This is a genomic window from Croceibacterium soli, assembly GCF_009828065.1.
GTDB classification, from domain to species: Bacteria; Pseudomonadota; Alphaproteobacteria; order Sphingomonadales; family Sphingomonadaceae; genus Croceibacterium_B; species Croceibacterium_B soli.
Map to the genome: position 1 here is coordinate 265,094 of NZ_WTYK01000004.1, position 23,448 is coordinate 288,541.

General features: G+C 67.2%; 24 protein-coding genes and 1 tRNA gene. 12 read left to right on the top strand and 13 right to left on the bottom strand.

The window, feature by feature from the left end:
• Positions 1 to 37: 37 nt before the first annotated feature.
• Entirely contained in the window at positions 38 to 535 is a 498-nt protein-coding gene (locus tag GRI75_RS14765; protein WP_328597954.1) for an endonuclease domain-containing protein, read from the bottom strand.
• Here GRI75_RS14765 and mtgA point away from each other — a divergent pair.
• Positions 489 to 1,157, top strand: a complete 669-nt coding sequence (gene mtgA, locus GRI75_RS08965) for a monofunctional biosynthetic peptidoglycan transglycosylase (protein WP_160746621.1) — start codon at positions 489 to 491, stop codon at positions 1,155 to 1,157. The two genes, GRI75_RS14765 and mtgA, sit on opposite strands and share 47 nt — an antisense overlap.
• Before the next feature lie 5 nt (positions 1,158 to 1,162).
• A complete protein-coding gene (locus GRI75_RS08970) occupies positions 1,163 to 2,095 on the top strand; it encodes a cation diffusion facilitator family transporter (protein ID WP_160746622.1) in 933 nt (310 codons plus the stop codon).
• Positions 2,096 to 2,113: 18 nt separating this feature from the next.
• Here the strand turns inward: GRI75_RS08970 and clpX are convergent, their stop codons facing one another.
• A complete protein-coding gene (gene clpX / locus GRI75_RS08975) occupies positions 2,114 to 3,385 on the bottom strand; it encodes an ATP-dependent Clp protease ATP-binding subunit ClpX (protein WP_160746623.1) in 1,272 nt (423 codons plus the stop codon).
• Between the two features lie 182 nt (positions 3,386 to 3,567).
• The gene (locus GRI75_RS08980; RefSeq protein WP_160746624.1) at positions 3,568 to 4,260 is read right to left on the bottom strand and encodes an ATP-dependent Clp protease proteolytic subunit; all 693 of its coding nucleotides are present in this window, start codon (positions 4,258 to 4,260) and stop codon (positions 3,568 to 3,570) included.
• Between the two features lie 258 nt (positions 4,261 to 4,518).
• Here GRI75_RS08980 and GRI75_RS08985 point away from each other — a divergent pair, with 258 nt between their 5' ends.
• Entirely contained in the window at positions 4,519 to 6,696 is a 2,178-nt protein-coding gene (locus GRI75_RS08985; RefSeq protein ID WP_160746625.1) for a TonB-dependent receptor plug domain-containing protein, read from the top strand.
• Between the two features lie 430 nt (positions 6,697 to 7,126).
• Here the strand turns inward: GRI75_RS08985 and tig are convergent, their stop codons facing one another.
• Both tig and GRI75_RS08995 read right to left on the bottom strand, forming a co-directional pair.
• Positions 7,127 to 8,704: a trigger factor gene (tig, locus tag GRI75_RS08990; RefSeq protein WP_160746626.1), complete on the bottom strand. Its 1,578-nt coding sequence runs from the start codon at positions 8,702 to 8,704 to the stop codon at positions 7,127 to 7,129.
• Between the two features lie 57 nt (positions 8,705 to 8,761).
• Positions 8,762 to 8,846, bottom strand: a tRNA-Leu gene (locus GRI75_RS08995).
• 157 nt (positions 8,847 to 9,003) lie between these two features.
• On the opposite strand from GRI75_RS08995, the gene GRI75_RS09000 reads away from it, so the two are divergent.
• Genes GRI75_RS09000 through der form a run of 3 tightly spaced genes read left to right on the top strand, consistent with a single transcriptional unit; the run spans position 9,004 to position 11,089 of the window.
• The gene (locus GRI75_RS09000) at positions 9,004 to 9,312 is read left to right on the top strand and encodes a hypothetical protein (RefSeq protein WP_160746627.1); all 309 of its coding nucleotides are present in this window, start codon (positions 9,004 to 9,006) and stop codon (positions 9,310 to 9,312) included.
• 30 nt (positions 9,313 to 9,342) lie between these two features.
• Complete coding sequence (locus GRI75_RS09005; RefSeq protein WP_160746628.1) at positions 9,343 to 9,627, top strand: DUF3297 family protein; 285 nt, start codon at positions 9,343 to 9,345, stop codon at positions 9,625 to 9,627.
• A 52-nt stretch (positions 9,628 to 9,679) separates the two neighbouring features.
• Positions 9,680 to 11,089: a ribosome biogenesis GTPase Der gene (der, locus tag GRI75_RS09010; protein WP_407925139.1), complete on the top strand. Its 1,410-nt coding sequence runs from the start codon at positions 9,680 to 9,682 to the stop codon at positions 11,087 to 11,089.
• Between the two features lie 16 nt (positions 11,090 to 11,105).
• Here the strand turns inward: der and GRI75_RS09015 are convergent, their stop codons facing one another.
• From GRI75_RS09015 to GRI75_RS09035, 5 genes are all read right to left on the bottom strand, one after another.
• Entirely contained in the window at positions 11,106 to 12,053 is a 948-nt protein-coding gene (locus GRI75_RS09015; RefSeq protein ID WP_160746629.1) for an HWE histidine kinase domain-containing protein, read from the bottom strand.
• Between the two features lie 98 nt (positions 12,054 to 12,151).
• Positions 12,152 to 12,640 (bottom strand): bacterioferritin, encoded by a 489-nt coding sequence (gene bfr / locus GRI75_RS09020; RefSeq protein ID WP_160746630.1) that lies wholly within the window; start codon positions 12,638 to 12,640, stop codon positions 12,152 to 12,154.
• A gap of 132 nt (positions 12,641 to 12,772) precedes the next feature.
• Positions 12,773 to 12,964 carry a (2Fe-2S)-binding protein gene (locus GRI75_RS09025; RefSeq protein WP_160746631.1) on the bottom strand — a complete coding sequence of 64 codons (192 nt, stop codon included), beginning with the start codon at positions 12,962 to 12,964 and terminating at the stop codon, positions 12,773 to 12,775.
• Between the two features lie 65 nt (positions 12,965 to 13,029).
• On the bottom strand, positions 13,030 to 14,274 hold the full coding sequence (locus tag GRI75_RS09030; RefSeq protein WP_160746632.1) for a DUF418 domain-containing protein: 1,245 nt from the start codon (positions 14,272 to 14,274) through the stop codon (positions 13,030 to 13,032).
• A 48-nt stretch (positions 14,275 to 14,322) separates the two neighbouring features.
• Positions 14,323 to 15,489: an SPOR domain-containing protein gene (locus GRI75_RS09035; RefSeq protein ID WP_235911426.1), complete on the bottom strand. Its 1,167-nt coding sequence runs from the start codon at positions 15,487 to 15,489 to the stop codon at positions 14,323 to 14,325.
• 247 nt (positions 15,490 to 15,736) lie between these two features.
• Between GRI75_RS09035 and GRI75_RS09040 the strand changes: the two genes are divergently transcribed.
• From GRI75_RS09040 to GRI75_RS09065, 6 genes are all read left to right on the top strand, one after another.
• Positions 15,737 to 16,453 carry a ParA family protein gene (locus GRI75_RS09040; protein ID WP_160746633.1) on the top strand — a complete coding sequence of 239 codons (717 nt, stop codon included), beginning with the start codon at positions 15,737 to 15,739 and terminating at the stop codon, positions 16,451 to 16,453.
• A gap of 19 nt (positions 16,454 to 16,472) precedes the next feature.
• Positions 16,473 to 17,102 carry a hypothetical protein gene (locus GRI75_RS09045; RefSeq protein WP_160746634.1) on the top strand — a complete coding sequence of 210 codons (630 nt, stop codon included), beginning with the start codon at positions 16,473 to 16,475 and terminating at the stop codon, positions 17,100 to 17,102.
• 25 nt (positions 17,103 to 17,127) lie between these two features.
• Positions 17,128 to 18,492, top strand: a complete 1,365-nt coding sequence (locus GRI75_RS09050; RefSeq protein ID WP_160746635.1) for a tetratricopeptide repeat protein — start codon at positions 17,128 to 17,130, stop codon at positions 18,490 to 18,492.
• Positions 18,493 to 18,565: 73 nt separating this feature from the next.
• The gene (locus GRI75_RS09055) at positions 18,566 to 18,859 is read left to right on the top strand and encodes a hypothetical protein (protein WP_160746636.1); all 294 of its coding nucleotides are present in this window, start codon (positions 18,566 to 18,568) and stop codon (positions 18,857 to 18,859) included.
• Positions 18,860 to 18,865: 6 nt separating this feature from the next.
• On the top strand, positions 18,866 to 19,537 hold the full coding sequence (locus GRI75_RS09060) for a hypothetical protein (RefSeq protein ID WP_160746637.1): 672 nt from the start codon (positions 18,866 to 18,868) through the stop codon (positions 19,535 to 19,537).
• A gap of 103 nt (positions 19,538 to 19,640) precedes the next feature.
• Positions 19,641 to 20,045 (top strand): PilZ domain-containing protein, encoded by a 405-nt coding sequence (locus GRI75_RS09065; protein ID WP_160746638.1) that lies wholly within the window; start codon positions 19,641 to 19,643, stop codon positions 20,043 to 20,045.
• Between the two features lies 1 nt (position 20,046).
• Here GRI75_RS09065 and rsgA read toward each other — a convergent pair whose 3' ends face one another.
• The 3 genes from rsgA to GRI75_RS09080 form a co-directional block, all read right to left on the bottom strand.
• A complete protein-coding gene (gene rsgA, locus GRI75_RS09070) occupies positions 20,047 to 21,063 on the bottom strand; it encodes a ribosome small subunit-dependent GTPase A (RefSeq protein ID WP_202389666.1) in 1,017 nt (338 codons plus the stop codon).
• Between the two features lie 78 nt (positions 21,064 to 21,141).
• Positions 21,142 to 22,374 (bottom strand): dihydroorotase, encoded by a 1,233-nt coding sequence (locus GRI75_RS09075; protein ID WP_160746639.1) that lies wholly within the window; start codon positions 22,372 to 22,374, stop codon positions 21,142 to 21,144.
• Positions 22,371 to 23,381, bottom strand: a complete 1,011-nt coding sequence (locus GRI75_RS09080) for an aspartate carbamoyltransferase catalytic subunit (protein ID WP_160746640.1) — start codon at positions 23,379 to 23,381, stop codon at positions 22,371 to 22,373. The genes GRI75_RS09075 and GRI75_RS09080 overlap by 4 nt, the downstream gene beginning before the upstream one ends.
• Between the last annotated feature and the right edge of the window lie 67 nt (positions 23,382 to 23,448).

Consider the following 23,448-nt stretch of genomic DNA (forward strand, 5'->3'; position numbering starts at 1 on the left):
GGGGGACCGCGACGGCGAAGCCGTCGTGGTGGAGGGGTCAAGCGCAACGCTCGCGGCAGCACGCCGCGATCGCCTCGGCGGTATCCTTCACCGACTTCAGCACCTCGGATGCCGGGATCCTCACCACTTCGATGCCCTGCGTGCGCAGAAACGCATCCCGCCGGGCGTCCAGCTCCGGCCGCTCGCCCATATCATGCACGATCCCATCGATCTCGATCGCGAGCTTCGCCTCCGCACAGTAGAAGTCGACCACGTAAGGGCCGACCGGGTGCTGCTTACGAAGCTTGATTCCGCCGGAGTTGCGGCGCAGTTCGCGCGCGGCTCGGTAGTTATGTTGGTGTCGACGTAGCGCCATACCCCTCCACCACGCGCTTCGCGCGCGGTCCCCCTCCCCATTCCCGCTTCGCGGAAACGGGGAGGATTTTACGCACGTTCTTGACGGAGTCGAGCCGTTGCGCCTCGGCTGCCTGGGCTGTAGTCCGCGCTGCATGATCGGCCTGATGCGTTTCCTCATCCTCGCTATCGTGTGGTTCATGGGCGTCAGCCTGGCGCTGGTGATCGTCTACCGCTTCGTGCCGGTGCCGGTGACCGCCACGATGCTGATGGACGAGCACGGCATGACCAAGGACTGGGAGCCGCTTTCGAGCATCGACCGCAACATGGTTTCCGCGGTGATCGCCGGGGAGGACGGCAAGTTCTGCTCCCACGCCGGCTTCGACCGTGAGGCGATCGAGCAGGCGATCCAGCGCAACCAGCAGGGCGGGCGTATTCGCGGCGGCTCGACAATCAGCCAGCAGACCGCCAAGAACGTATTCCTGTGGCAGGACGGCGGCTATTTCCGCAAGGCGCTGGAAGCCTGGTTCACGCTGCTGATCGAAAACATCTGGGGCAAGCGGCGGATCATGGAGGTCTACCTCAACGTCGCGGAGACCGGCATCGGCACTTACGGCGTCGAAGCGGGCGCCCAGCGCTATTTCAACCACTCGGCCGCGCGGCTTTCGCGGTCCGAGGCCGCGCGCATGGTCGCGGCCCTGCCGCAGCCCAAGAAGCGCCCCGTGGTGAACCCGACCGGCTTCACCGGCCGCTATGCCCGCACGATCGAAGCACGCATCGGCGTCGTTCGGCGTGACGGGCTCGATTCCTGCGTCTACGACTGACCGCCATGGGCGCGGGGCATTCTCATTCGCACGGTCACAGTCACGGCCACGATCACCTCCCTCGGCAGGGGAGCCATAACCGCGCTTTCGCGATCGGCATCGTGCTCAATTCCGCCTTCGTGCTGGTGGAGGCCACGTTCGGCCTGCTGTCCGGCTCGATGGCGCTGGTGGCGGACGCCGGGCACAACCTCTCAGACGTGCTCAGCCTGCTGATCGCCTGGGGCGCCAGTGTCATGGCCGCTCGCCCGGCCAACGCGCGGTTCACTTACGGCTACAAATCGAGCTCGATCCTCGCGGCGCTGGCCAATGCCGGGCTGCTGATGGTCGCTCTAGGAGCGATCCTATTCGAGACGGTCGACCGCCTGATCGATCCCGCCCCGGTCGAAGGCTGGACGATGATCGCCGTGGCCGGGGTCGGCATCGTGATCAATACCGCCACCGCGCTGATGTTCATGCGCGGGCGCAAGCACGACATCAACATTCGCGGCGCTTTCATGCACATGGCGGCAGACGCGCTGGTCTCGCTGGGCGTGGTCGTGGCGGGGGTGCTCATCCTGCTGACCGGGGTCTTGCTGATCGACCCGATCACCAGCCTGATCATCGTGGCGGTGATCGGCTGGGGCACCTGGGGCCTTCTGAAGGACAGCGTGAAGATGGGCCTGCTCGCGGTGCCGGACGACATCGACGAGGGCGCGGTGCGGGCCTACCTGGCAAGCCTTCCCGGGGTGGCCGCGGTGCACGACCTGCACATCTGGCCGATGAGCACGACCGAAACGGCGCTAACCGCCCATCTCGTCATGCCTGCCGGCGGTTCGAGCGATGTGTTCCTGCGGGAGATCGCCCACGACCTCGATCATCGTTTCCACATCGGCCATGCGACCGTGCAGATCGAAACCGGCAGCGATGCCGATTGCACCTTGGGCCATTCGCGCTGCTAGGGAGCGAAGCGGCAGCCCTCAGGCCGCCGCTTCCTTCTTCTTCCCGCTGTCGTTGGACACGACGCGGACGGGTTCCTTGCGGCCTTCGACGACGTCCTTGTCGACGACGACTTCGGTCACGCCGTCCATGCTCGGCAGGTCGAACATCGTGTCGAGCAGGATGCTCTCAACGATCGAGCGCAGGCCGCGCGCGCCGGTCTTGCGCTTGATGGCCTTCTCGGCGATCGCGACGAGCGCGTCGTCGGTGAACGTCAGCTCCACATCCTCGAGCTCGAACAGCTTCTGGTACTGCTTGACCAGGGCGTTCTTCGGTTCCTTAAGGATCTGCACCAGGGCGCCGACATCGAGGTCCCGCAGCGTCGCGATGACGGGCAGGCGGCCGACGAATTCCGGGATCAGCCCGAACTTGAGCAGATCTTCCGGTTCGCACTTCTCGAGCAGTTCGCCCACGCGGCGCTGGTCCGGATCGGCGACGTTCGCGCCGAAGCCGATCGAGCGCTTCTGCAGGCGGTCGGCAATAACCTTCTCCAGCCCGGAGAACGCGCCGCCGCAGATGAACAGGATGTTGGTCGTGTCCACCTGCAGGAATTCCTGCTGCGGGTGCTTGCGGCCGCCCTGCGGCGGAACCGAAGCGGTCGTGCCTTCCATCAGCTTGAGCAGCGCCTGCTGCACGCCTTCGCCTGAAACATCGCGGGTGATCGAGGGATTCTCGGCCTTGCGGGTGATCTTATCGATCTCGTCGATGTAGACGATACCGTGCTGCGCCTTGTCGACGTTGTAGTCGCTCGACTGCAGCAGCTTGAGGATGATGTTCTCGACGTCCTCGCCCACGTAGCCGGCTTCCGTCAGCGTGGTGGCGTCGGCCATCGTGAACGGCACGTCGAACGTCCGCGCCAGGGTCTGGGCGAGCAGGGTCTTGCCCGAGCCGGTGGGGCCGACAAGCAGGATGTTCGACTTCGCGAGCTCGACTTCACCGGATTTGCCCGAGTGCTTCAGGCGTTTGTAATGATTGTGCACCGCGACCGAGAGGACGCGCTTCGCCCGCTCCTGCCCGATGACGTAGTCGTTGAGCGTGGCGCAGATGTCCTGCGGCGTGGGTACGCCGCCGTCCTTCTTGCCGGCCAAGCCGCCCTTGGTCTCCTCGCGGATGATGTCGTTGCACAGCTCGACGCACTCATCGCAGATGAACACGGTCGGGCCCGCGATGAGCTTCCTCACCTCGTGCTGGGACTTGCCGCAGAAGCTGCAATAGAGCGTGCTCTTGCTGTCGGATCCGCTCAGTTTGGTCATTCTTTCTTCCTGTCCCTCCGCTGGGCCGCGAAGGATTCGCCCAAGGCTAATGTAAACCTCGGACCTCCAATATCAATCGGTCTATCCTAGATGCCGCCGGCTTGCTCCAGCCTGAAGACACAGGGTTGCCAAAACGCTACACTTTCCTGCTGCTTACGCCCCGCGCCCGGAGGCGTTCCGGATCACTCCGGCGCGCCGCCGCTGGAACCGGTCGTGTCGCCGACCGCATCCGTCGCCGGCCGGGTCTCGAAAACCTTGTCGACGATGCCGAACTTCAGTGCCTCGTCGGCTTCCAGGAACGTGTCGCGATCGAGCGCCCGCTCGATCTCGGTTAGCGTCTGACCGGTGTACTTCGCGTAAAGATCGTTCATCCGCTGGCGAATACGGAGGATTTCCTTCGCCTGGATCTCGATGTCCGAGGCCATGCCGCGCGCGCCGCCCGAAGGCTGGTGGACCATGATCCGCGAGTTCGGCAGCGCGATGCGCATGCCCGGCTCGCCCGCGGCGAGCAGGAAGCTGCCCATGCTGGCGGCCTGGCCGACGCACACGGTGGAAACGCGCGGCTTGATGTACTGCATCGTGTCGTGGATCGCCATGCCGGCGGTGACCACGCCGCCCGGCGAGTTGATGTACATCGAGATGTCGCGGCTGTTCTCGCTCTCGAGATAGAGCAGCTGGGCGACGATGACCGAGGCCATGTTATCTTCCACCTGGCCGGTCACGAACACGATCCGTTCGCGCAGCAGGCGGCTGAAGATGTCGAAGCTGCGCTCGCCGCGGCTCGTGCTTTCGACGACCACTGGCACCAATGCGCCGGTCACGGGATCGTGGTTGAATCTGCCTTGCGCGCTATCGGTACCGAACAGGTCGATCATAAAGCCTCTCGTCTTGGGATACGGGCGCCTATGTCGCGCCTCGGGCCGCGATGTTCAAGGGGCTTGGGGGAGAACCGCAGGGCGCCGCACACTTCTCCCCAGCGCGAGCGCGCTTGCAAGCTGTGGGCGTGGCGGTGCCGGGCCCGGCCGGCGACAGATTGATACAGCCCACGCGCTTGGCAGAAGGAAGTTAGGTAGCTAAGGAGGCGCCGCTCAGGGGTTTGGGCAAAGTCAACGATAAGGTAAAACAGGGTGAGGATGCGCCGAACGACAGGGTGGAGCTCGGCCACCGCATGCGCCCTCGCGCTGGCTGCGGCGGGCGCTGTGCCGGCCGCGGCGCGAAACGGTGCGAACGCCGAAGATCAGGCCTCCCCACCCGCCGACGCGGCGATCACCGGCGATGCCCCTCCGCCGGCTCCGACGGCCGTGGCAGAGCCTGCCGCCAGCGCGGCCGGCGGCGAGCGCCAGGTTTATACTCCGGCCGATTTTGCTCGCTATGCACCGCGTACCGCGCTCGACATGCTGCGCAACGTACCCGGTTTTTCGATCGAGGGCGGCGCAGGCCCCGCCCCCGGAGCAGCGCAGCGCGGGATCGGCCAGGCCAGCGGCAACGTGCTGGTCAACGGCGAGCGCCTGTCCAGCAAATCGACCAGCGTCTCCGACCAACTCGTCCGTATCGCTGCCGGCGATGTGACCCGCATCGAGATCGTCGACGGCTCCACGCTCAACATCCCCGGCCTCTCCGGCCGGGTGGCCAACGTGATCGCGACCCGCACGGGAGGGATCGCGGGTCGCTTCGAGTGGCGCCCGCAGGCATCGACCGGCCCCGCCCCGCTGCGCTGGAGCCAGGGCGACGTTTCGGTTTCGGGAACGACGGGCCCCACGGCTTGGACGCTCTCGCTGCGCAACGATTCCTTCTACGGCGGTTCCGCCGGGCCGAACCTGATCACTTTCCCTCCGGGCGTGGTGGAGTTCCGACGGAACGAGACCCGGTCCAAGATCGACGTCCCGAAGCTCGGCGCCAGCTTGCGCTTCGACCTGGGCGAGACCCAGGCGAACCTCAACCTGTCCTATGGCCGCCGCTGGTTCAATTCGCGCGAGGACGAGGCGCGGACCGATCGCGCGCTTACCCCTCTGTCCAGGGCACTGCGCACCCGCGACCGGGGCTACGACTACGAGATCGGCGGCGACATAGAGTTCCTGATAGGTGGTGGACGGCTCAAGCTGATTGGGCTGGAGAGCTTCGAGACGATCGACTTCAGCACCCAGTCGGTGCTGTCGATCGCCGATGGCCGCCCAGCCCTGGGCAGCCGCTTCACCCGCTCCAGCGACGAAGGCGAACGAGTCGGCCGCGCCGAATACCGCAGGGCCATGCTCGGCGGCGACTGGCAATGGTCGGTGGAGGCGGCGTTCAACCGGCTCGACAATGTCGGCGCACTGTTCTTCCTGAACCCGGCCGGCAGCTTCGTCGAAGTCCCCTTCCCCGCCGCCACCGGCGGGGTGCGGGAAGACCGCTACGAATCGATCCTGAGCTACGGCCGCCCGCTGACCGACAAGGTCACCCTGCAACTTGCCGCCGGCGCCGAGCATTCGACCATCGCGCAAAGCGGGGCGAATGCGCTCTCGCGCTCGTTCCTGCGGCCGAAGGGATCGCTCAACCTGGCCTGGGCCGCGGCCGAAGGGTTCGACGTCTCCATGGAGTTCGCCCGCCGCGTCGGGCAGCTCAACTTCGCCGACTTCCTTGCCGCGGTGAACCTGTCGCAAGACAACACCGATGCCGGCAACAACCAGCTGCGCCCGCCGCAGAGCTGGGAGTTCGAGCTCGAGATGAGCCGCAACTTCGGCGCCTGGGGATCGGCCTCGGTCAAGCTGTTCCACGACTGGATCCAGGACTACGTCACGGTCATCCCGGTCCTTGGCGGCGGTGAATCCAGCGGCAACGTGCCCAGCGCCAAACGGCGGGGCTATTCGGTCCAGGGTACCTGGCAGATGGATTCGATCGGCTTCGCCGGGGCCAAGACCGATCTCAACCTGCACATCGAGGAATCCACGCTGAAGGACCCGGTCACCCGGGCGAGGCGGGCATTCGACCGCACTCGCCTGAAAGAGATCCGGCTCGACTTCCGCCACGACGTGCCGCGCACCGACCTCGCCTGGGGCACAGAGTTCCGCCGCTCGATCTTCGCGCCGTACTACCGCGTCAGCGAGTTCGGCTACGACTACAACGTCCCCACTTTCGGTGCGGTGTTCGCCGAGCACAAGGATGTCATGGGGCTGACCGTGCGGGCCCGTGTCGGCAACCTGTTCAAGGGCGGCAGCGTGCTGCACCGGGCGATCTACGCCGGCCCTCGCGACCGCGCCCCGATCCTGTTCCGCGAGAACCGCCGGCGCGGTGTGGGCTACGTCTTCAACCTGAACGTATCCGGCAGCTTCTGACGCGATCGCGGGCGTCTCCGCCGGAGAAGCCCTGAGCAATCGATCCTCCCCTGCGGGGAGAGGGAACTGCCCGCGAAGCGGGTGGTGGGACAGGTCACGTGGCCTAGCAGCGGGCGCCCGTGCGTGACTGCCGCATGGGCCCTGAAACAAGTTCAGGGTGACGATGGGGAAGTTGGGTTCAAGGGTGGGTGGGTTGGCGCTAGGCCAAAACCTTCGTCATCCTGAACTCGTTTCAGGATCCATCGTGCCCCGAGCATTGGGGTGCGGAGGAGTGCTACGCTCGCCCCAGAGGCGCCTGAGCTTGGCTGCGCAATGGGCGCCCTGAAACAAGTTCAGGGTGACGGTGAGGGCAGGTGGCTATTCAGGCCACCCGTCATCCTGAACTCAGGCGCATCCTGCAGGCTGTGCGCCTGCAGGATGCGGATCCGGGTTACTTCTTGGCCGGGGCCTTCTTGGCGGCGGGCTTCTTGGCTTCGGCCTTCTTGGCCGGCTCGGCTGCCTCGTCGCTCTTGGCGGGAGCCTTCTTGGCCGCCTTCTTCTCGGCAGGCTTGTCGCCAGCCGCCTTGGCGGCTTCCTTCTTCGGAGCGGCCTTCTTGGCGGGGGCTTCCTCGCCCTCAGCTGCAGCGGCCTTCTTCTTGGCCGGAGCCTTCTTCTTGGCCGCGGGCTTGGCTTCCTCGGTCTCTTCCGCTTCGATCGCTGCCTCGAGCTCCTCGCGCGTCACTTCGCGCTCGGTGATCTCGGCTTTGTCGAACAGGAAGTCGACGACCTTGTCCTCATAGAGCGGCGCGCGGAGCTGGGCCTGGGCCATCGGCTCGTTGCGGACGTACTCGACGAACCGCTCGCGGTCCTCCGGGCGATACTGCTGAGCGGCCTGCTGCAGCAGCATCTGCATTTCCTGGTTCGTCACTTCGACGCCGTTGGACTGGCCGATTTCCGACAGGAGCAGGCCGAGCCGCACGCGGCGCTCGGCAATCCGGCGGTAATCGTCCTTCTCGTCCTCGATTTCCTGCATCGCCGCCGCGGGATCTTCTTCCTTGGCGACTTCGGACTGGAGCTGCTGCCAGATCTGCTGGAATTCGGCTTCCACCATGCTCGGTGGAACTTCGAAATCGTAATCGGCGGCGAGCTTGTCGAGCAGCTGGCGCTTCATCTGCGTGCGGGTGAGGCCGGCAGTCTCCTGCTCCAGCTGGCCGCGCAGCAGCTGCTTCAGCTTGTCGAGGCTCTCGATGCCGAGCGACTTGGCGAACTCGTCGTCGACAGTGGTCTCGCCGGGCACTTTGACCTGCTTGACCTTGATGTCGAACTCGGCGTCCTTGCCCTTGAGGTTGGCCGCCGGATAGTCGCTCGGGAAAGTGACGGTGATCGTCTTCTCGTCGCCGGTCTTGAGGCCCGAGAGCTGTTCCTCGAAGCCGGGGATGAACTGGCCGGAGCCGATCACGAGCGGTGCGTCCTCGGCCTTGCCGCCTTCGAATTCCACGCCGTCGACGCGGCCGACGAAATCGATGATCAGCTGGTCGCCGTCAGCGGACTTCTTGCTCTTCGGCGCATCGACGTAGGTCTTCTGATTGCTCGCCAGGTTGGCGAGCGCCTCGTCCACCTGCTCGTCGGAGACGGGCACGTTGAGCTTTTCCAGCGTCAGGCCCTCGATCGAAGGAGTCGCGATCTCCGGCAGCACTTCCAGCTCGACGGTGAGCTCGGCATCCTTGCCCTGCTCGTAACCTTCGCCCAGGTCGACTTTCGGCTGCAGCGCGGGGCGCAGCTTCTTCTCGCGCATCAGCTTATCGACCGATTCGCGCACCGTGGTGTTGAACGCATCGGAGTGCAGCGCTTCGCCGTGCATCTTCTTGATCAGGTTCGCAGGCACTTTGCCCGGACGGAAACCCGGCATGCGCACCTGCGGCGCGACCTTCTTGACCTCGGCATCGATCCGCGCCTCGATGTCCTTTGCGGGAATGGTCACCGCGTAGGCGCGCTTGAGGCCTTCGTTGGTGGTTTCGACGATCTGCATTCTATGCCTTCCAAAACATACCCGGGCCCCAAACCACTGGATTGAGCGCCGGGAAACTGGTGCGGGCGAAGGGACTCGAACCCCCACATCTTGCGATACTGGAACCTAAATCCAGCGCGTCTACCAGTTCCGCCACGCCCGCGGCCCAACGAACTTCTGCAGGCCGAAGCCCACAAACAGGCCGCCGCCGTTACAGATGCGGGGCCAAAAGGGCAAGCGGGACGGCAGGCTGTTTCGTCATCGCGGAACGCCCGTCCCCGGCGGCGCGTTGATTCCGCCGAGCGAAAGGAAACCCCGCGATGCAAACCCACCAGCAGGAAGCAGAAGAATTCGGGGGCCGCACGGTTCCCCCGGCGACACCCCCCATGATCAACCGCAACGCCAGCGCGGAGGACGCGGCGACGCGCCCGGACCAGGACGGCGACAGCGATTTCCCCGGCAGCAACCCGGACGAGATCGAGCCCGGCCAGGGCGACTTCGACGAGCCCGGCGGCGCGCCGGAACAGGAAGTGCCCGATCGCGGCGACGACATCGACCAGCCCGGCTTCACTCCCGACGAAACCCCGTCGCAGCCGGACATGCCAAGCGAAACGCCGCCGCCGGATTGATTTTCCCCCCAGCGCGGTTAGGGGGGCGGCATGAGCGAAGACAACGCCCCCGACATCCCGCCCGATCGCCTCGCGATCAACCCGCGCAGCGAGCACTTCGATGCCGACAAGCTACAGCGTGGCGTCGGCATCCGCTTCAAGGGCGTCGTGCGCAACAATGTCGAGGAGTATTGCATCTCCGAAGGCTGGGTGCGCGTGCAGGCTGGCCGGGCGATGGACCGCAAGGGCCAGCCGCTGACGATCAAGCTGAACGGGCCGGTCGAAGCCTGGTACGAGGATCTTGGAGAGAACCCGCCGGTCGCCCGCAAGGACTGACTTCGGCCGCTTTGTCTTGCCAAGCGCCAGGTGAAACGCCACTTGGCGCGGCATGCGTATGCGTCCCCTCCCCCAAGTCGTCATCATCGGACGCCCCAACGTCGGCAAATCGACGATTTTCAATCGGCTCGTCGGCAAGCGCATCGCGCTGGTCGACGACCAGCCCGGCGTCACCCGCGACCGGCGCTACGGCGACGTTTCGCTGCTCGGCCTCGATTTCCAGGTGGTCGATACCGCCGGCTGGGAGGACGAGGAGCCCGACACCCTTCCCGGCCGGATGCGCGCCCAGACCGAAATGTCGCTGAAGGGCGCCGACGTCGCGCTGTTCGTGATCGATTCGCGCGCCGGCCTGACGCCGCTGGACGAGGAGATCGCCCGCTGGCTGCGCGGACAGAACGTGCCCGTGCTGCTGCTGGCCAACAAGGCCGAGGGCCGCTCCGGCGACGACGGCATCATGGAAGCTTACGCGCTCGGCTTCGGCGATCCGATCCCGTTCTCTGCCGAGCACGGCCTGGGCACGGTGGACCTGTTCGAGGCGCTGCGCCCGCATATCGAGGGCGAGGAGCTCGACGAGGACGAGTTTGAGGAGCCCGCAGAAGGCGGTGAAGGGGAAGAGGAGGAAGAGCATGACAGCTCCGCCCCCCTTTCGCTCGCCATCGTCGGCCGTCCGAACGCCGGCAAGTCGACGCTGATCAACCGCTTGCTGGGCGAAGACCGTCTGCTGACGGGGCCCGAGGCGGGGATCACCCGCGATTCGATCTCCGTCGACTGGCAGTGGACCGATCCGGCGACCGGCGAACCGCGCGAGATCAAGCTGGTCGACACCGCGGGCATGCGCAAGAAGGCCAAAGTCCAGGACAAGCTCGAGCGGCTGTCTGTCGCCGACGCGCGCCATGCGATCGACTATGCCGAAGTCGTCGTGCTGCTGCTCGACGCCACCCGCGGCCTGGAGGTGCAGGACCTCAAGATCGCCAACCTCGTGCTGGAGGAAGGCCGGGCGCTGATCGTAGCGGTCAACAAGTGGGACATCGCCGAGGGCCCCAGCGCGCTGTTCAACGGCATCCGCACCGCGCTCGACGAAGGCCTTGCGCAGCTCAAGGGCGTGCCCCTGGTCGCCGTCTCGGCGATCACCGGCAAAGGCCTCGACCAGATGCTCTCCGCCGCGTTCGAAGTGCGCGAAGCCTGGAGCCGGCGCGTCTCGACCGCCGCCCTCAATCGCTGGTTCGAGCAGGCCGTGGACGCCAATCCCCCGCCGGCCCCCGGCGGCAAGCGGATCAAGCTGCGCTACATCACTCAGTCGAGCACGCGCCCGCCGCGCTTCGTGATCTTCGGCACGCGGCTGACCGAGCTGCCGACAAGCTACGAGCGCTACCTGCTCAACGGCATTCGCCGCGAGCTGGGCTTCGGCGCCGTGCCGGTGCGCCTAACGCTGAAGAGCCCGAAGAACCCGTTCGGCAACTGAGTCGGGGAGGCGCCGTTTAGGTCGCCTTCAGTTGCATTTCGCAGCGGACTCCGTCCGGCGCGAAATCGATCTTGAAGCTGGTTGCGGCCGAATGCATCGACAGGATGCGGCTGCCGAGCCCGCGCCGCTCCGGCTTCACCACCGGCGGGCCGCCGTACTCGCGCCAGCGCAGCGTCACCATGCCGCCCTCGCGCTCGCCCCACTCCAGTTCGACCCAGCCGTGGGGCACGCTCAGTGCGCCGTACTTGATTGCGTTCGTCGCCAGTTCGTGCAGCGCGAGCACCGCGGGAACGCAGCAATCGCGGTGAACCTGCTGCGGAGCGCCTGACAGACGGATGTCGTAATCGCTCTGGAACGGCCGCAGCGCCTCTTCGGCCAGATCGGGCAAGGCACAGGCAACCGTGCTGTCTCCGCCGAGCAGGGACGTGGCCCGGTCGAGCGCCGCCAGGCGCTCGGCGAAAGCGATATGCGCCTTCTCCGGATCGGCGTGACGATGGGTCAGCGACGACAGCGAGCCGACCACCGCCAGCATGTTCTTCATCCTGTGGCGCAGCTCCGCGTTGAGCAGTTCCTCGCGCGTGGAGACCTCCTCCAGCTCGATGAAGGTCTGGCGCAGCGTCTCGCCGATAAAGATCAGCAGCACGCACGACAGCACGGACAGGGCGAGGATCGCCGCGCCCTCCGGCGTTTCGATCAGCGGCGGCTCGCCGTGCATGAACAGCAGCCACGCAGCAACGGCGCTAAGCAGCGCGACGAGGGCGCCGTAGCGCCAGCCGAGAAACAGGGCCGCCAGTGCGATGGCGGGAAAATAGGTGACGAAAGGAAACCCGCTGCGTTCGCCGTCTATCGCCAGCCGGAGCGCTGTCGGAAGCACCACCGCGGCGGCGGTCCAGGCCAGGCCGCTCGAAAGCGACTGGCGCGCAAGCATCGCCTGCCGGACCCGCCCTGTGAGTCGCGATGACATGTGCCCGCCGCCCTCCCCGTTAACCGGGAGTATGCGCTGTCGGGCGGAATTTGAAGGTAAATCAACCGCTCCGCATTAATACGGTGCCGGTCGAAGCCTTAGCTGTCGCCGTCACCCGCGGGCTTGCTTTGCAGCTGAACGTAGTTCTGCAGCCCCATCCGCTCGATCATGTCGAACTGCTTCTCGAGAAAGTCGACATGCTCCTCCTCGTTCTCGAGGATCCGCTCGAACACTTCGCGGCTGGTGTAATCGCGCACCGTCTCGCAGTGCTGGATCGCGTCCTTCAGCAGCGGGATGGCTTCCATCTCCAGCGCCAGATCGGCCCGGAGGATCTCCTCGACCGTTTCACCGACCTTGAGCTTGTGCAGCGCCTGGAAGTTGGGCAGCCCTTCGAGGAACAGGATACGGTCCGCCAGGGTGTCCGCATGCTTCATCTCGTCGATCGACTCGTGGCGTTCGTACTCCGCGAGCTTGTGGATCCCCCAGTTGTCCAGCACGCGGTAGTGCAGCCAATACTGGTTGATCGCGGTCAGCTCGTTGGTGAGCGCCTTGTTGAGATAGTCGATGACAGTGTCGTCGCCTTTCATGCCGCTTCCCTTTCGTGAGCCGGGGATCAGCATGCGCCTCGGGCCGGGGATTTGGCAAGCGCGAACGCCCTCGCAGAGAGCGAAAAACGGCGGAATTCCGCGCTTTTGCGAATGCGTGTCAGGACGCTCGGTTCAGGCGGCTATGGCCTGGTGGCAGCAGCCCTCGCGCTCCTCGATCAAGATCTCCGCCGCGTCGTCCAGGCACTGCGCGCACTGCGGGCGCTTGCCCAGGAACGCGTAGACCGCATCGGCATCGCCGGGGCAGCGGCGCGCCGCGCAGCGCAGGTCCGTTTCCCTGATGGCATTGCAGATGCAGACGTACATTCGACAGCTCTCTCGACGATTCGTAAGCAAGCTAATGCGAATGGGTTGCAATATCAAGCCTCGTGTCACCGAAGGAGCGCAAACACCCTGCCGTACGTGAGGCAACGCCACAGCCATTCGAGCGGGCCGTACCGGAACCGCACCAGCCACGCCGGGGACCACGCCAGCATCAGCGCCCATGCCGCCAGTACGACGCCCAGTAGCTCCACGCGCCCCAGCTGGCCGAACAGCCCCAGGGCCCAGCCGTGGAAGACAAACATCATCAGCACCGAAGTGCCGAGATAATTGCTGAACGCCATCCGCCCGGCGGCGGCGAAGCAGCTGCCGAGCCAGCCCCGCACAGCGTTCGGCGCCCACAGCGAAAGCAGCGCCGCGAGGCCCAGGACCATCGGCAGCTGGCCCACGCGCGCCAGGCCGTTGAACACGAACAGGGTCAGGCCGAAGGGGAAATCCGCACGGTACGGCCACAAGGCGATCGGCACCGTAGCCAGCGCGCCCACGGTAACGCCGATCCAGCCCCAGCGGCGCAATCGCGCGGGATCCATCCCGCCGCTGAACAGGCCCATCCGGAACAGCGCCGCGCCGATGAGCATCAGCGGGAGCGTTTCGGTGGATACGACCAGCACCACTTCCTGCGGCAGTTGCCCGGAATGCTCGCTCACCGCCGCCTGCACGATCTCGGCGTAGCTTCCCTCCCGGTAGAGGAGGGATTCCGCTCGCGCCTGATCGAGCGCATCCTGCGCCGCCTTGGGCGAGCCCAATTCGGCACCGCCGGCGGCGCCCAGCAACGCGATCATTACGACGAGCCCGGACACATACGAAGCGACGCCGACGTAGAGCTGCTTGCGAGCCGTCCAATCCAGCATCGGCAGCGCGAACATGCCGGCAACGGCGTAGACAGTCAGGATATCGCCGCGCCAGATCAGGAAGTAGTGGAGCAGCCCGAACGCCAGCAGGACCACCAGGCGCCGGAACTGCAGCGAATGGCCCAGTCCGCGCTCGCTGGCGCGCTGCAGGAACAGATAGATCCCGGCGCCGAACAGCAGCGAGAACAGCCCGCGGAACTTGTTGTCGACGAAGATCGCCTGGAAGAGCCAGACCAGCTTGTCGCCGCCGGTTGCCGGTTCGACTAGCGCCGGCGGCCAAAAGTAGGCCATGTAGGGCTGCCCGAACGCGGTGATGTTGGCGAAGAGAATGCCCAGCACCGCCACGCCGCGGATGAAGTCCAGCGTGACGAGCCGCTCCCCGGCCCGGACCGGCTGAACGGGCGCGCCGGCAGCCGGCGTGTGCGAGAGGCCCGCTTCGGTCATGGCGATGGTGGCGATCTCCCGCGTGAGAACCGCGGTTAGCCGTGATCGTCAGCGGGTGACAAGGCACTCCTGCCCAGCACGCTTGAGCGAGCGGCAGGCGGATTCGGCGCTCTCGCGGCTGGCATAGCCGCCGACCTGGAGCTTGGTCATGCCGCCAGCGGCGACCAGGAGCCTGCTCTTGCCGGCCAGTTCGCCGCGCCCGCGGAGCTTGGCCCACAGCCGGTCCGCGTTGCCGCGCACCGAGAATGCACCGAGCTGCACGCGCCAGGGCCCGTCGGAGGCGGCGACGGCAGGCCGTGCGGGCGCCCCGGACTTGGCTGCCGGCTTGGCTTGCGGCTTGGACGCGGCGGCCCGCTGCTGTGGGGCCACGGCCGGAGCGCGGGCATAGCTTGCGCCAGCTTCCGCAGGGCTTTCCGTGCCGGTGGCCCGGCTCGCTTCGGCGACCGCGGCGCGGGCCGCGGCAACGGAGGGAGAGACGGCCGCGCTGGCCGCTGGCTGCGGAGGCCGGGGCGGAGAGGCGACCACCAGCGGCGGCTGGGCCATCGGCGCGCCGGCAGTTGCAGTTGCACCCGAGCTTGCACTGACGCTCGGCCCCATCTCGAGATCGGCTGCAGCGAACTGGCGGCCGCGCGTCGCATCGGCCTGCCGCTGCAGCTCGACGGCAAGGCCCGCCCCCTGCTGTCGCTGCGCGAGTGGGATGTGCTGGTCCATTTGCGCCAGGGCGGCCGCCGCCTGCGGCAGCCCTTGCGCGTTGGCAAGCGTCAGAAGGGCATAGGCGCGCACCCAGTCTTCCGGCACGATGTCGCCGTTGAAGTGAGCAACCCCGAGCAGGTAAGCCGCGCGCGGATCGCCGCGTGCCGCGGCATTCTGGATGTAGGGCAGCGCAGCCAGTTGCCGGCCGCTCTGGAACAGCATCAGCCCGTAAGTGTCGGCCGCCTGCAGGTGTCCGGCCGCTGCCGCTCGGGCATAAAGCGCCTCCGCCCGCGCCGGATCGGCGGTCACGCCGCGCCCGAGTCGGTAGGCCTGGCCCAGGTTGAACATCGCATCGGCGTCGCCGGCCGCCGCCGGGCCTTCCCATTCGCGCACGGCCGTGGCGTAATCGCCCCTGCCCCAGGCGTCGACGCCGGCCTTCACGTCGGCCAGGGCCGCGCCGCTGGCGAGCAGCATTCCAAGCGCCGCCGCCGTCAGCATCGCTCGCCCGGTTCTCTGCTTCATCGCTCTACCCCACGGATCGCGTCCGTTGCATTTCAACCTGCCATAGTAAACGCAGCGTTAGCAAAAGCTTTATGCCGGCGAGACCGCATCTCGCGGCCGGCCCGAAGCGGCACACATCGCGGCCGGGCCGTGAAGACCCCACAGGCCCTGCCCCCCGTTAACTCAAATTTAGTGGTGATCTGCGATCCCGCTTGCCGAAGGGGCTGGAGATTTTCCCGCCAGTCGCAATTCTCAGGGGGATTTGGCCTTGCGCGTTTTGGCATTGGCTTCGCAAAAGGGCGGTTCGGGCAAGACGACGCTCTCCGGTCATCTCGCCGTACAGGCGCAGCGCGCCGGTGCCGGTCCGGTGGTGCTCATCGACATCGACCCGCAGGGGTCGCTGGCCGACTGGTGGAACGAGCGCGAGGCCGAGTATCCGGCGTTCGCACACACGACCGTCGCCCGCCTGGCGAACGATCTCGCCACATTGCGTCAGCAGGGCTTCAAGCTGGCCGTTATCGATACCCCGCCGGCGATCACGATGGCGATCCAGTCGGTCATCACCGTGGCCGAGCTGATCGTCGTCCCGACTCGCCCGAGCCCGCACGACTTGCGCGCGGTCGGCGCCACGGTCGATCTTTGCGAGCGCGCCGGCAAGCCGCTGATCTTCGTGGTCAACGCCGCGACTCCGAAGGCGAAGATCACTTCGGAAGCCGCGGTCGCGCTGTCGCAGCACGGCACCGTCGCGCCGATCACCCTGCATCACCGCACCGATTTCGCCGCTTCGATGATCGACGGCCGCACAGTGATGGAAGTCGATTCGCAGGGCCGCAGCGCGCAGGAAGTCACCGCGCTGTGGCATTATGTCGCCGACCGCCTGGAACGGAACTTCCGCCGCACCGTGTTCGCCGCTCCGGGCGCCGTTTCGCAAATCCCGGGCGCTCACCGTCCGCAGGGCGGCTTCGGCCGCCGCATTGCCCAGTAGGATGGAGGACCACGGCGTGATGAACGAACCCAAGCCGATGGCTTCGCTGGGCTCCTCGCTGCTCGCCCGCAAGGGCAGCGCCAAGCCGGCCATGCGCCCGCAGCTCGCCGGTTTCGCCGGGATGAGCTCGCAGGCCGCGGCGCAGAACCTCGAGGACCTCGGCTGGAACGACATGGGCGAGGACGATTACGCGCCCGTGCATTCCGGAGAGGTGCTCCAGCTGACCCCGGCGCCGCACAATCCCGCGGCGGTCGCTCAGACCGACCGGGCTTCGCCCCGGCCGCTCGTCCGCAGCATGCACGACGAGCTTGCCGCCCGGCTGTCCGAGGCGGAGCCCGCCGAAGAGGCCGAGAAAGCCTCACCCGCTGCAGCCGAACCCCGGAGAAACGCGCCGGCCACGGCAGAGACGGTGCGCGCGCTCGATCTCGTTCGCGCCGAGCGCGCGGCCCAGCCTCGCCGCGCTGCGGGCAAGTCCGGCCGCCGCGCCGCCTTCACCCTGCGCCTCGATGCAGAGCGCCACTTGAAGCTGCGCCTGGCCAGCACGATGCACAACTGCAGCGCGCAGCAGCTGGTCACCGAGGCGCTCGACCGCTTCCTTGACGAAATTCCCGAGATCCAGTCGCTGGCGGCACAGCTCCAGCGCGATTGAAGCCGACCACGAGAGGTCAACCGAGATGAACCGCACTGCCGAGAGCACCCGCACGGCCAAGCTGGCCGCGACCACGGCCCTGGCTGCCGCCCTGCTGGCCGGCTGCGCCACCAGCCCGGCTCCGCGCGCCGATCTCTCCGCCGGAAAGGCCGAGGCCGCGCTGGCGCAGGGCAAGCACGGCCGCGCGATCGAGCACGCCGAAGCCGCGGTTCTCGCCGAACCGCGCAACGCCGCCTACCGCGCGATGCTCGGCTCCGCCTATCTCGACGCGGGCCGCTTCGCTTCGGCAGTGACCACGTTCGACGATGCCGTGAAGCTCGGCGACAGCTCGCCCCGGACCGCGCTGAGCCTCGCCCTGGCGCTCATCGGCATCGCCGATTACCACCAGGCCACTGTCGTTCTCGGCCAGGCGGAAGCGGACATAGCGGCCGACGATCTGGGCCTGGCTTACGCCCTCGCCGGAGAAGCCGAGCGCGGCATCCACATCATGTCCCACGCCATCCGCGGCGGCGACAACACGCCGAAGATGCGGCAGAACCTGGCCTATGCCTACGCGCTCGCCGGGCGCTGGAAGGAAGCGCGGCTGATGGCGGCGCAGGACGTGCCGGCCGACAAGCTCGGCGCCAGGATCGAAGAATGGGCCCACATGGTCCAGCCGCAGGCCTGGCAGGCCCGCGTCGCGGCGCTGCTCGGCGCGCCCGTCGGCGTGGCCGATCGCGGCCAGCCTGTGCAGCTGGCCCTGGCCAATCATCCGAGTGTCGAAGAGCTCGCCGGCCATGCCGCCGCTCCTGCGGCGCCGACAGAAGAGATCCCGCCGCCTCCGGTCCTCGCCGACAACGGCGAACTGCTGCCGGTGGGCGACTCCGCTCCCCTGACTGCAGTGCCCGCTCCTGCCGCCGCTCAGGCCGAGCCGAACGGGCTCCAGCAAGCCTTCGCGGCGCTCGCCCCCGCAGTGGCCAAGCTTGCGCAGGTGACCCACGACGCGATGCAGTTCGTGCAGCAGCCGGTCATCCAGCCGGCCCCGACCCGCGCGGTCGCCGCGCCCAAGCGTGCCGCCGCCGTGCCCGCCGCTCGCCCCGCCCGCACCACGCAGGCCGAAGGCACTCACCTCGTTCAGCTCGGCAGCTTCCTCAGTGAACAGAGCGCCCGCCGCGCCTGGACGACCTACACCAAGCGCTATCCGCAACTGGCCGGCCACAAGATGGTCATCAGCCAGGCCGTCCTGGACGGCAAGCGCTACTTCCGGGTCTCCGCCGCCGGGTTCGGCCAGGCCAGTTCGGCCGCCCTTTGTGGACAGCTGAAGACCAAGGGTCAGGGCTGCATCGCCTATGCCGAGAGCCGCCCGCTCCCCGGCGCCATCGATACCGGCGTAAGGCTCGCGCGGCGCTGAGCCTCGGCCTGAGGGCCCGTTATCCAAGCTCCTATGCCCGGAACCTGCTGACGCGAAGCGGGTTTCCGACGCTATGAACGGAGCGATATCGCTGTTGCTGGCCGCGGCCGCAGGCCCGGCCCCGGCCGCACTTCCCGACATCGAGATCGCCGCCCGCGTGAAGGCACGCGAGGTCAGGATCCGGCAACAAGGCCGCGCCAGCGCCGAGGTGCGCATCGAGCCGGAGGCAGCGAAGCAGGTCCAGGTGGACCGCAACCTGCCCAAAGGCCAATCGAGCTATCGCAATCTCGATCTGACGCTGAAAGTCAAAGGCCGCCTGGCCGACCCACTCACATTATCGACCGACGTACCAAGAACAGGGGACTAAACGATCATGCGCCATGCGTTGCTTGCGACTTCCACTTTCGCCGCCCTCGCACTGCTCGCCGCGCCGGCGCAGGCCCAGCAGCGGCAACAAGGCCAGGCCAGCAGCCCGGCGGTGTCCTATCTCAGCCAGGTCCCGGCCGACCAGCAGCCCGACGTCGTGCTCGACATCCCGAACCTGTCGGTGGAATCCATCACGCTGGACGTGCAGGGCCTCGAAGCCCACGTCTCGCTCAACGCACAGCTCGCCGATCTCCTGAAGCTCAGCGCCGGCGCCGATGTGCGGCTGGACAGCGTCAAGCTCGACATCAAGGGCGTTCAGGCCCAAGCGGCGCTGATCGTGCGGCTCGACAACGTTCGCGCGATCATCGAGCGCACGCTGCAGACGCTCGACAACAACCCGCAGATCATCTCGCAACTGACCGGAACTCTCGACAATGCGGTCAATGTGACCGGAAACGTGGCGAACAACGCGGTCAACACTGTCGGGGATCTGACGAGCAATGTCCTGCGCTCCGGCGCGGTGCTCGACATCGCTCGCAGCGGGCTCACCACCGTCAGCGAAACAGTCAACGCCGCGGGCCAGACCGTGCGCCGCCTCCGCGGCAGCGACGGGGCGGTCTACGAAGTCGTGACCGACACGGCGAACCGGATTCTCCGTTCGACCAGGGTGCAATCGTAGCCTGAAAGCAGAAGCGTTCGTCGAAAGATGAACGCTTTCTTAGTCATTCACGCAGATTGAGGCTGGAAGCGCGCAACAAAGCGCGCGGTGAGGACTCGCCTGCATGAAAACCGGACATGTCGACCGGCGCGCCAAGCGCCTGCGGATGAAATCCTCGGTGCTGCTGCGGAACGGCACCGGCAGCCGCATGAAAGCGCATCTTTTCAATATCTCGCAATACGGCTGCGCGTTGCTGACCGAGAACACGTGCCTGCGTGAAGGCGCGATTTACTCGCTGAAGACGGAAGGCGTGGAGCTGCTGGTCGGCCGGGTGGTGTGGGCCAGGAATCTCTGGGCCGGGCTGGAGTTCACCCAGTCCTTGCACCCCGCGGTAGTGGATCATCTCGCAACCAAGGACGGGATGAACATCCCCGACTACGGCGGCGACGATCTGCTGCACGAGATGGTCCGGCACGAGGCGCCCCAGGGCGGCCGGCCGTTCGATCCGCCCGCACCCAAGACGGTCTGAATCAGCGAGAAGCGGGCTTCTTCGGTCCGCGCTGCCACTTCGCGCGCGCCGGATCGTTCGCCGCGTTCTCCTCGCTCAGCTTGCGCCAGCGGTCGTAGCGGGCCCGGTCCAGCTTGCCGCTCGCCAAATCGGCCTGCACGGCGCAGCCCGGCTCGACCGCGTGGGTGCAGTCGGAAAAGCGGCACTGGCGGGCAGTGACGACGATATCGTCGAACACTTCGGCCACCCCGGCCGCGGCTTCGGACAGCTGCAGCTCACGCATACCTGGGGTGTCCATCAGCCAACCGCCATCGGCGAGCCTGTGCATCTCCCGAACCGTGGTGGTGTGGCGGCCCTTCGCGTCGGCCTCCCGCACCGGCTGGGTGAGTATGCTCTGGCTGCCGCGCAAGCTGTTGATCAACGTAGACTTCCCGACGCCCGACGATCCCAGAAGCGCCACCGTCTCGCCCTTGCCGCACCAGCGGGCGAGGCGCCGGGCGCTCGCTGGGTCCCTGGCATTCAGGGTTTCAACCGTCAGCCCGGGCTGCAAGTCGCGGGCGGCCGCCGCGAAACCTTCGGGATCGTTGGCCAGGTCGGCCTTGGTCAGGACGACGACAGGCGTCACCGCCGCCTCCCGCGCCAGAACCAGATAGCGTTCCAGCCGCGCGACGCTGAAGTCCTGGTTGCACGACGCGACAATGAACACCGTGTCGACGTTCGCTGCGATCAGCTGGACCTTCCGGTCGCTGCCCGGCGCCGGCCGCTTGAACACGGTTGCGCGGCGCAGGATGCGAACGATTTCCATGGTCGTGCGATCGACCAGCAGCCAGTCGCCCACGGCGGGACGATCGTCGGTGGTTTCAGCATCCTTCATGTACGGGGAGATCAGGCAGTCCAGACCGGCGCCGGCGATGGCGATCTTGCCGCGGTGAGCCGCCATGACTCGCACCGGGCACAGGCCCGCGTCCTCGGGCGGAACCTGCTCGCTGAAGAAGGGCCGCCAGCCAAGTTCCGCAAGATCGGAAGCCGCTCTGGTCATCGTAATGCAGGCTGGACCATCGGCTGCGCCCAGGCAAGCACAGCACCGGCTTGCCAGTGCAACCGATCGCGCGAGGCTTCAGCGACCGACAGGCACTCCGCCCTTCCAAAGCGCGGTGACGCGGCCCTCGACCGGCTGGCGATTGAAGGGCGTGTTGCCCGCGCTGGCTGCCATCTTGGCGGAATCCACCACCCACGGCTTCTCCGCGTCGACCAGCGCCAGGTCCGCCTCGGCGCCCGCGCGCAGTTCCCCGGCATCGACGCCCAGCAGCCTTGCGGGTGCGGCGGCGACGAGTTCGAAGGCGCGCTCGATGGCGATCACCCCGTCGCGCACCAGCGTCAGCGTCATGGCCAGCAGCGTTTCGGCCCCGGCCATTCCGGGTGCGGCATCCACGAAGGGCAGGCGCTTGTCCTCCGGCCCGCGCGGATCGTGGCCGCTGGAGATGACGTCGATCGTGCCGTCGCCGATCGCCGCGATCACCGCTTGCCGGTCGTCCTCGCTGCGCAGCGGGGGGGAGAGGCGGGCGAACGTGCGGAAATCCTGCAGCGCCAAATCGGAAAGCATGAAATGCGCGGGCGTGACGCCGGCCGTCACCGGCACGCCGCGAGCCTTCGCGGCGCGCACCAGGGCCAGCGCCCCGCGCGTGGTCACCTGGCGGAAATGCAGCCGCGCGCCGGCCATTTCGGCCAGTGCGATGTCCCGCGCCACCGCCAGCGCTTCGGCTTCGGCGGGAGCGCTCGGCAGGCCGAGGCGGCTCGCCATCTCGCCTGCGGTGGCGACCGCGCTGCCGGTCAGTCCGCCGTCTTCGGCATGGCTGACGACCACCAGGTCGAGCATCGCGGCATATTGCAGCAGGCGCAGCATCGTGCCGCTGTCGGCGATCCATTGCCGCCCTGTCGCGACTGCCTTGGCCCCGGCTTCGCGCATCAGCGCCAGCTCCGCCAATTGGGTGCCGGCGAGCCCGACCGTGGCGGCGGCGAGCGGGTGGACCCACAAGTCGGGCTTGCCGCTCTGGGCCGCGAAACGCACCGCCGAGGGGCGGTCCAGCGGCGGAGCCCGATCCGGCATCAGCCCGGCGCGCGTAATCCCGCCGAAATGGAAGGCTGGCTTGTCGACCGCGAAGACGCCGAGGTCGATGAGACCGGGCGCGACCAGCGCGCCGCGCGCGTCGACGATCTCATCGCCGTTCTGCGGGTTCAAGTCGCCGAGCGAAGCGATCCTGCCTTCGACGCAGCGGATCGCGCCGGGGGTCACGCCAGAGGGCAGAACCAGACGTCCGCCGGTGATGACGAGGGGGCGCTGCTGCTTCATGCCCAGCCCTCCAAGCCGCGCGCGCGGCGGGTCAGCACGTCGAGGCATGCCATGCGGATGGCCACGCCCATCTCCACCTGGTCGGTGATGATCGACTGCCCGGCGAGTTCGGCCACGTCGCTGTCGATCTCGACCCCACGATTCATCGGCCCGGGATGCATGACGATCGCATCCGGCGCGCAGCGCCTGAGGCGGGGCAGCGTCAGTCCGTAGAGATGGCGGTATTCGCGCGGCGAGGGAATGAACTGCCCTTCCATCCGCTCGCTCTGCAGCCGCAGCATCATGACCACGTCGGTCCCGGCAAGCGCCGCTTCGAAATCGTGGAACGGCTCCGCCCCCATCGCCTCGATCCCGGCCGGCATCAGCGCAGGCGGCGCACAGACGCGCACCACCGCGCCGAGCGCCTGGAGGCAGAGGATGTTGGACCGCGCCACGCGGCTGTGCAGCACATCCCCGCAGATCGTCACCTTCAGGCCATTGAGACTCTCGCGCCCTTGCTCCCGCAGCTTGTTGCGCAGCGCCAGCGCGTCGAGCAGCGCCTGCGTCGGGTGCTCGTGCTGCCCGTCCCCGGCATTGAGGACCGGACAGTCTACCTTACCGGCGATCAGCGCCACCGCTCCGCTCGACTGATGGCGGATGACGATCGCGTCGGCGCGCATCGAGTTCAGCGTCACCGCCGTGTCGATCAGCGTCTCACCCTTCTTCACGCTCGACTGGGCCGCGTGCATGTTCACCACGTCGGCGCCGAGGCGCTTGCCCGCGATCTCGAAGCTCAGCAGCGTGCGGGTCGAATTCTCGAAGAAGGCATTGATGATCGTCAGGCCGGACAGCGCATCCGAATGCTTGGACGACTGGCGGTTGAGCGCGACCCACTGCTCCGCTTCGTCCAGCAGGTAGAGGATCTCGTGGGTTTCGAGCTGGCCGATCGACAGGAGGTGCCGATGCGGGAATGCCCTTCCGCCGGCCGGGTAGCGGCCCGCGTGGGAGGTGTCTGCTGGCGATGTCATTAAAGGCCAGCGCTTAGTGAAGTGAACCCGGGGGCTCAAGCGCTTTCGGCTGGCACCGCACGGCGCG

Excerpts from the sequence above, each read along its gene's own strand:
- mtgA (WP_160746621.1), top strand. The coding sequence starts at position 489 with ATGATCGGCCTGATGCGTTTCCTCATCCTCGCTATCGTGTGGTTCATG.
- GRI75_RS14765 (WP_328597954.1), bottom strand. The coding sequence starts at position 535 with ATGAACCACACGATAGCGAGGATGAGGAAACGCATCAGGCCGATCATG.
- GRI75_RS08970 (WP_160746622.1), top strand. The coding sequence starts at position 1,163 with ATGGGCGCGGGGCATTCTCATTCGCACGGTCACAGTCACGGCCACGAT.
- clpX (WP_160746623.1), bottom strand. The coding sequence starts at position 3,385 with ATGACCAAACTGAGCGGATCCGACAGCAAGAGCACGCTCTATTGCAGC.
- GRI75_RS08980 (WP_160746624.1), bottom strand. The coding sequence starts at position 4,260 with ATGATCGACCTGTTCGGTACCGATAGCGCGCAAGGCAGATTCAACCAC.
- GRI75_RS08985 (WP_160746625.1), top strand. The coding sequence starts at position 4,519 with ATGCGCCGAACGACAGGGTGGAGCTCGGCCACCGCATGCGCCCTCGCG.
- tig (WP_160746626.1), bottom strand. The coding sequence starts at position 8,704 with ATGCAGATCGTCGAAACCACCAACGAAGGCCTCAAGCGCGCCTACGCG.
- GRI75_RS09000 (WP_160746627.1), top strand. The coding sequence starts at position 9,004 with ATGCAAACCCACCAGCAGGAAGCAGAAGAATTCGGGGGCCGCACGGTT.
- GRI75_RS09005 (WP_160746628.1), top strand. The coding sequence starts at position 9,343 with ATGAGCGAAGACAACGCCCCCGACATCCCGCCCGATCGCCTCGCGATC.
- der (WP_407925139.1), top strand. The coding sequence starts at position 9,680 with ATGCGTATGCGTCCCCTCCCCCAAGTCGTCATCATCGGACGCCCCAAC.
- GRI75_RS09015 (WP_160746629.1), bottom strand. The coding sequence starts at position 12,053 with ATGTCATCGCGACTCACAGGGCGGGTCCGGCAGGCGATGCTTGCGCGC.
- bfr (WP_160746630.1), bottom strand. The coding sequence starts at position 12,640 with ATGAAAGGCGACGACACTGTCATCGACTATCTCAACAAGGCGCTCACC.
- GRI75_RS09025 (WP_160746631.1), bottom strand. The coding sequence starts at position 12,964 with ATGTACGTCTGCATCTGCAATGCCATCAGGGAAACGGACCTGCGCTGC.
- GRI75_RS09030 (WP_160746632.1), bottom strand. The coding sequence starts at position 14,274 with ATGACCGAAGCGGGCCTCTCGCACACGCCGGCTGCCGGCGCGCCCGTT.
- GRI75_RS09035 (WP_235911426.1), bottom strand. The coding sequence starts at position 15,489 with ATGAAGCAGAGAACCGGGCGAGCGATGCTGACGGCGGCGGCGCTTGGA.
- GRI75_RS09045 (WP_160746634.1), top strand. The coding sequence starts at position 16,473 with ATGAACGAACCCAAGCCGATGGCTTCGCTGGGCTCCTCGCTGCTCGCC.
- GRI75_RS09050 (WP_160746635.1), top strand. The coding sequence starts at position 17,128 with ATGAACCGCACTGCCGAGAGCACCCGCACGGCCAAGCTGGCCGCGACC.
- GRI75_RS09055 (WP_160746636.1), top strand. The coding sequence starts at position 18,566 with ATGAACGGAGCGATATCGCTGTTGCTGGCCGCGGCCGCAGGCCCGGCC.
- GRI75_RS09060 (WP_160746637.1), top strand. The coding sequence starts at position 18,866 with ATGCGCCATGCGTTGCTTGCGACTTCCACTTTCGCCGCCCTCGCACTG.
- GRI75_RS09065 (WP_160746638.1), top strand. The coding sequence starts at position 19,641 with ATGAAAACCGGACATGTCGACCGGCGCGCCAAGCGCCTGCGGATGAAA.
- rsgA (WP_202389666.1), bottom strand. The coding sequence starts at position 21,063 with ATGACCAGAGCGGCTTCCGATCTTGCGGAACTTGGCTGGCGGCCCTTC.
- GRI75_RS09075 (WP_160746639.1), bottom strand. The coding sequence starts at position 22,374 with ATGAAGCAGCAGCGCCCCCTCGTCATCACCGGCGGACGTCTGGTTCTG.
- GRI75_RS09080 (WP_160746640.1), bottom strand. The coding sequence starts at position 23,381 with ATGACATCGCCAGCAGACACCTCCCACGCGGGCCGCTACCCGGCCGGC.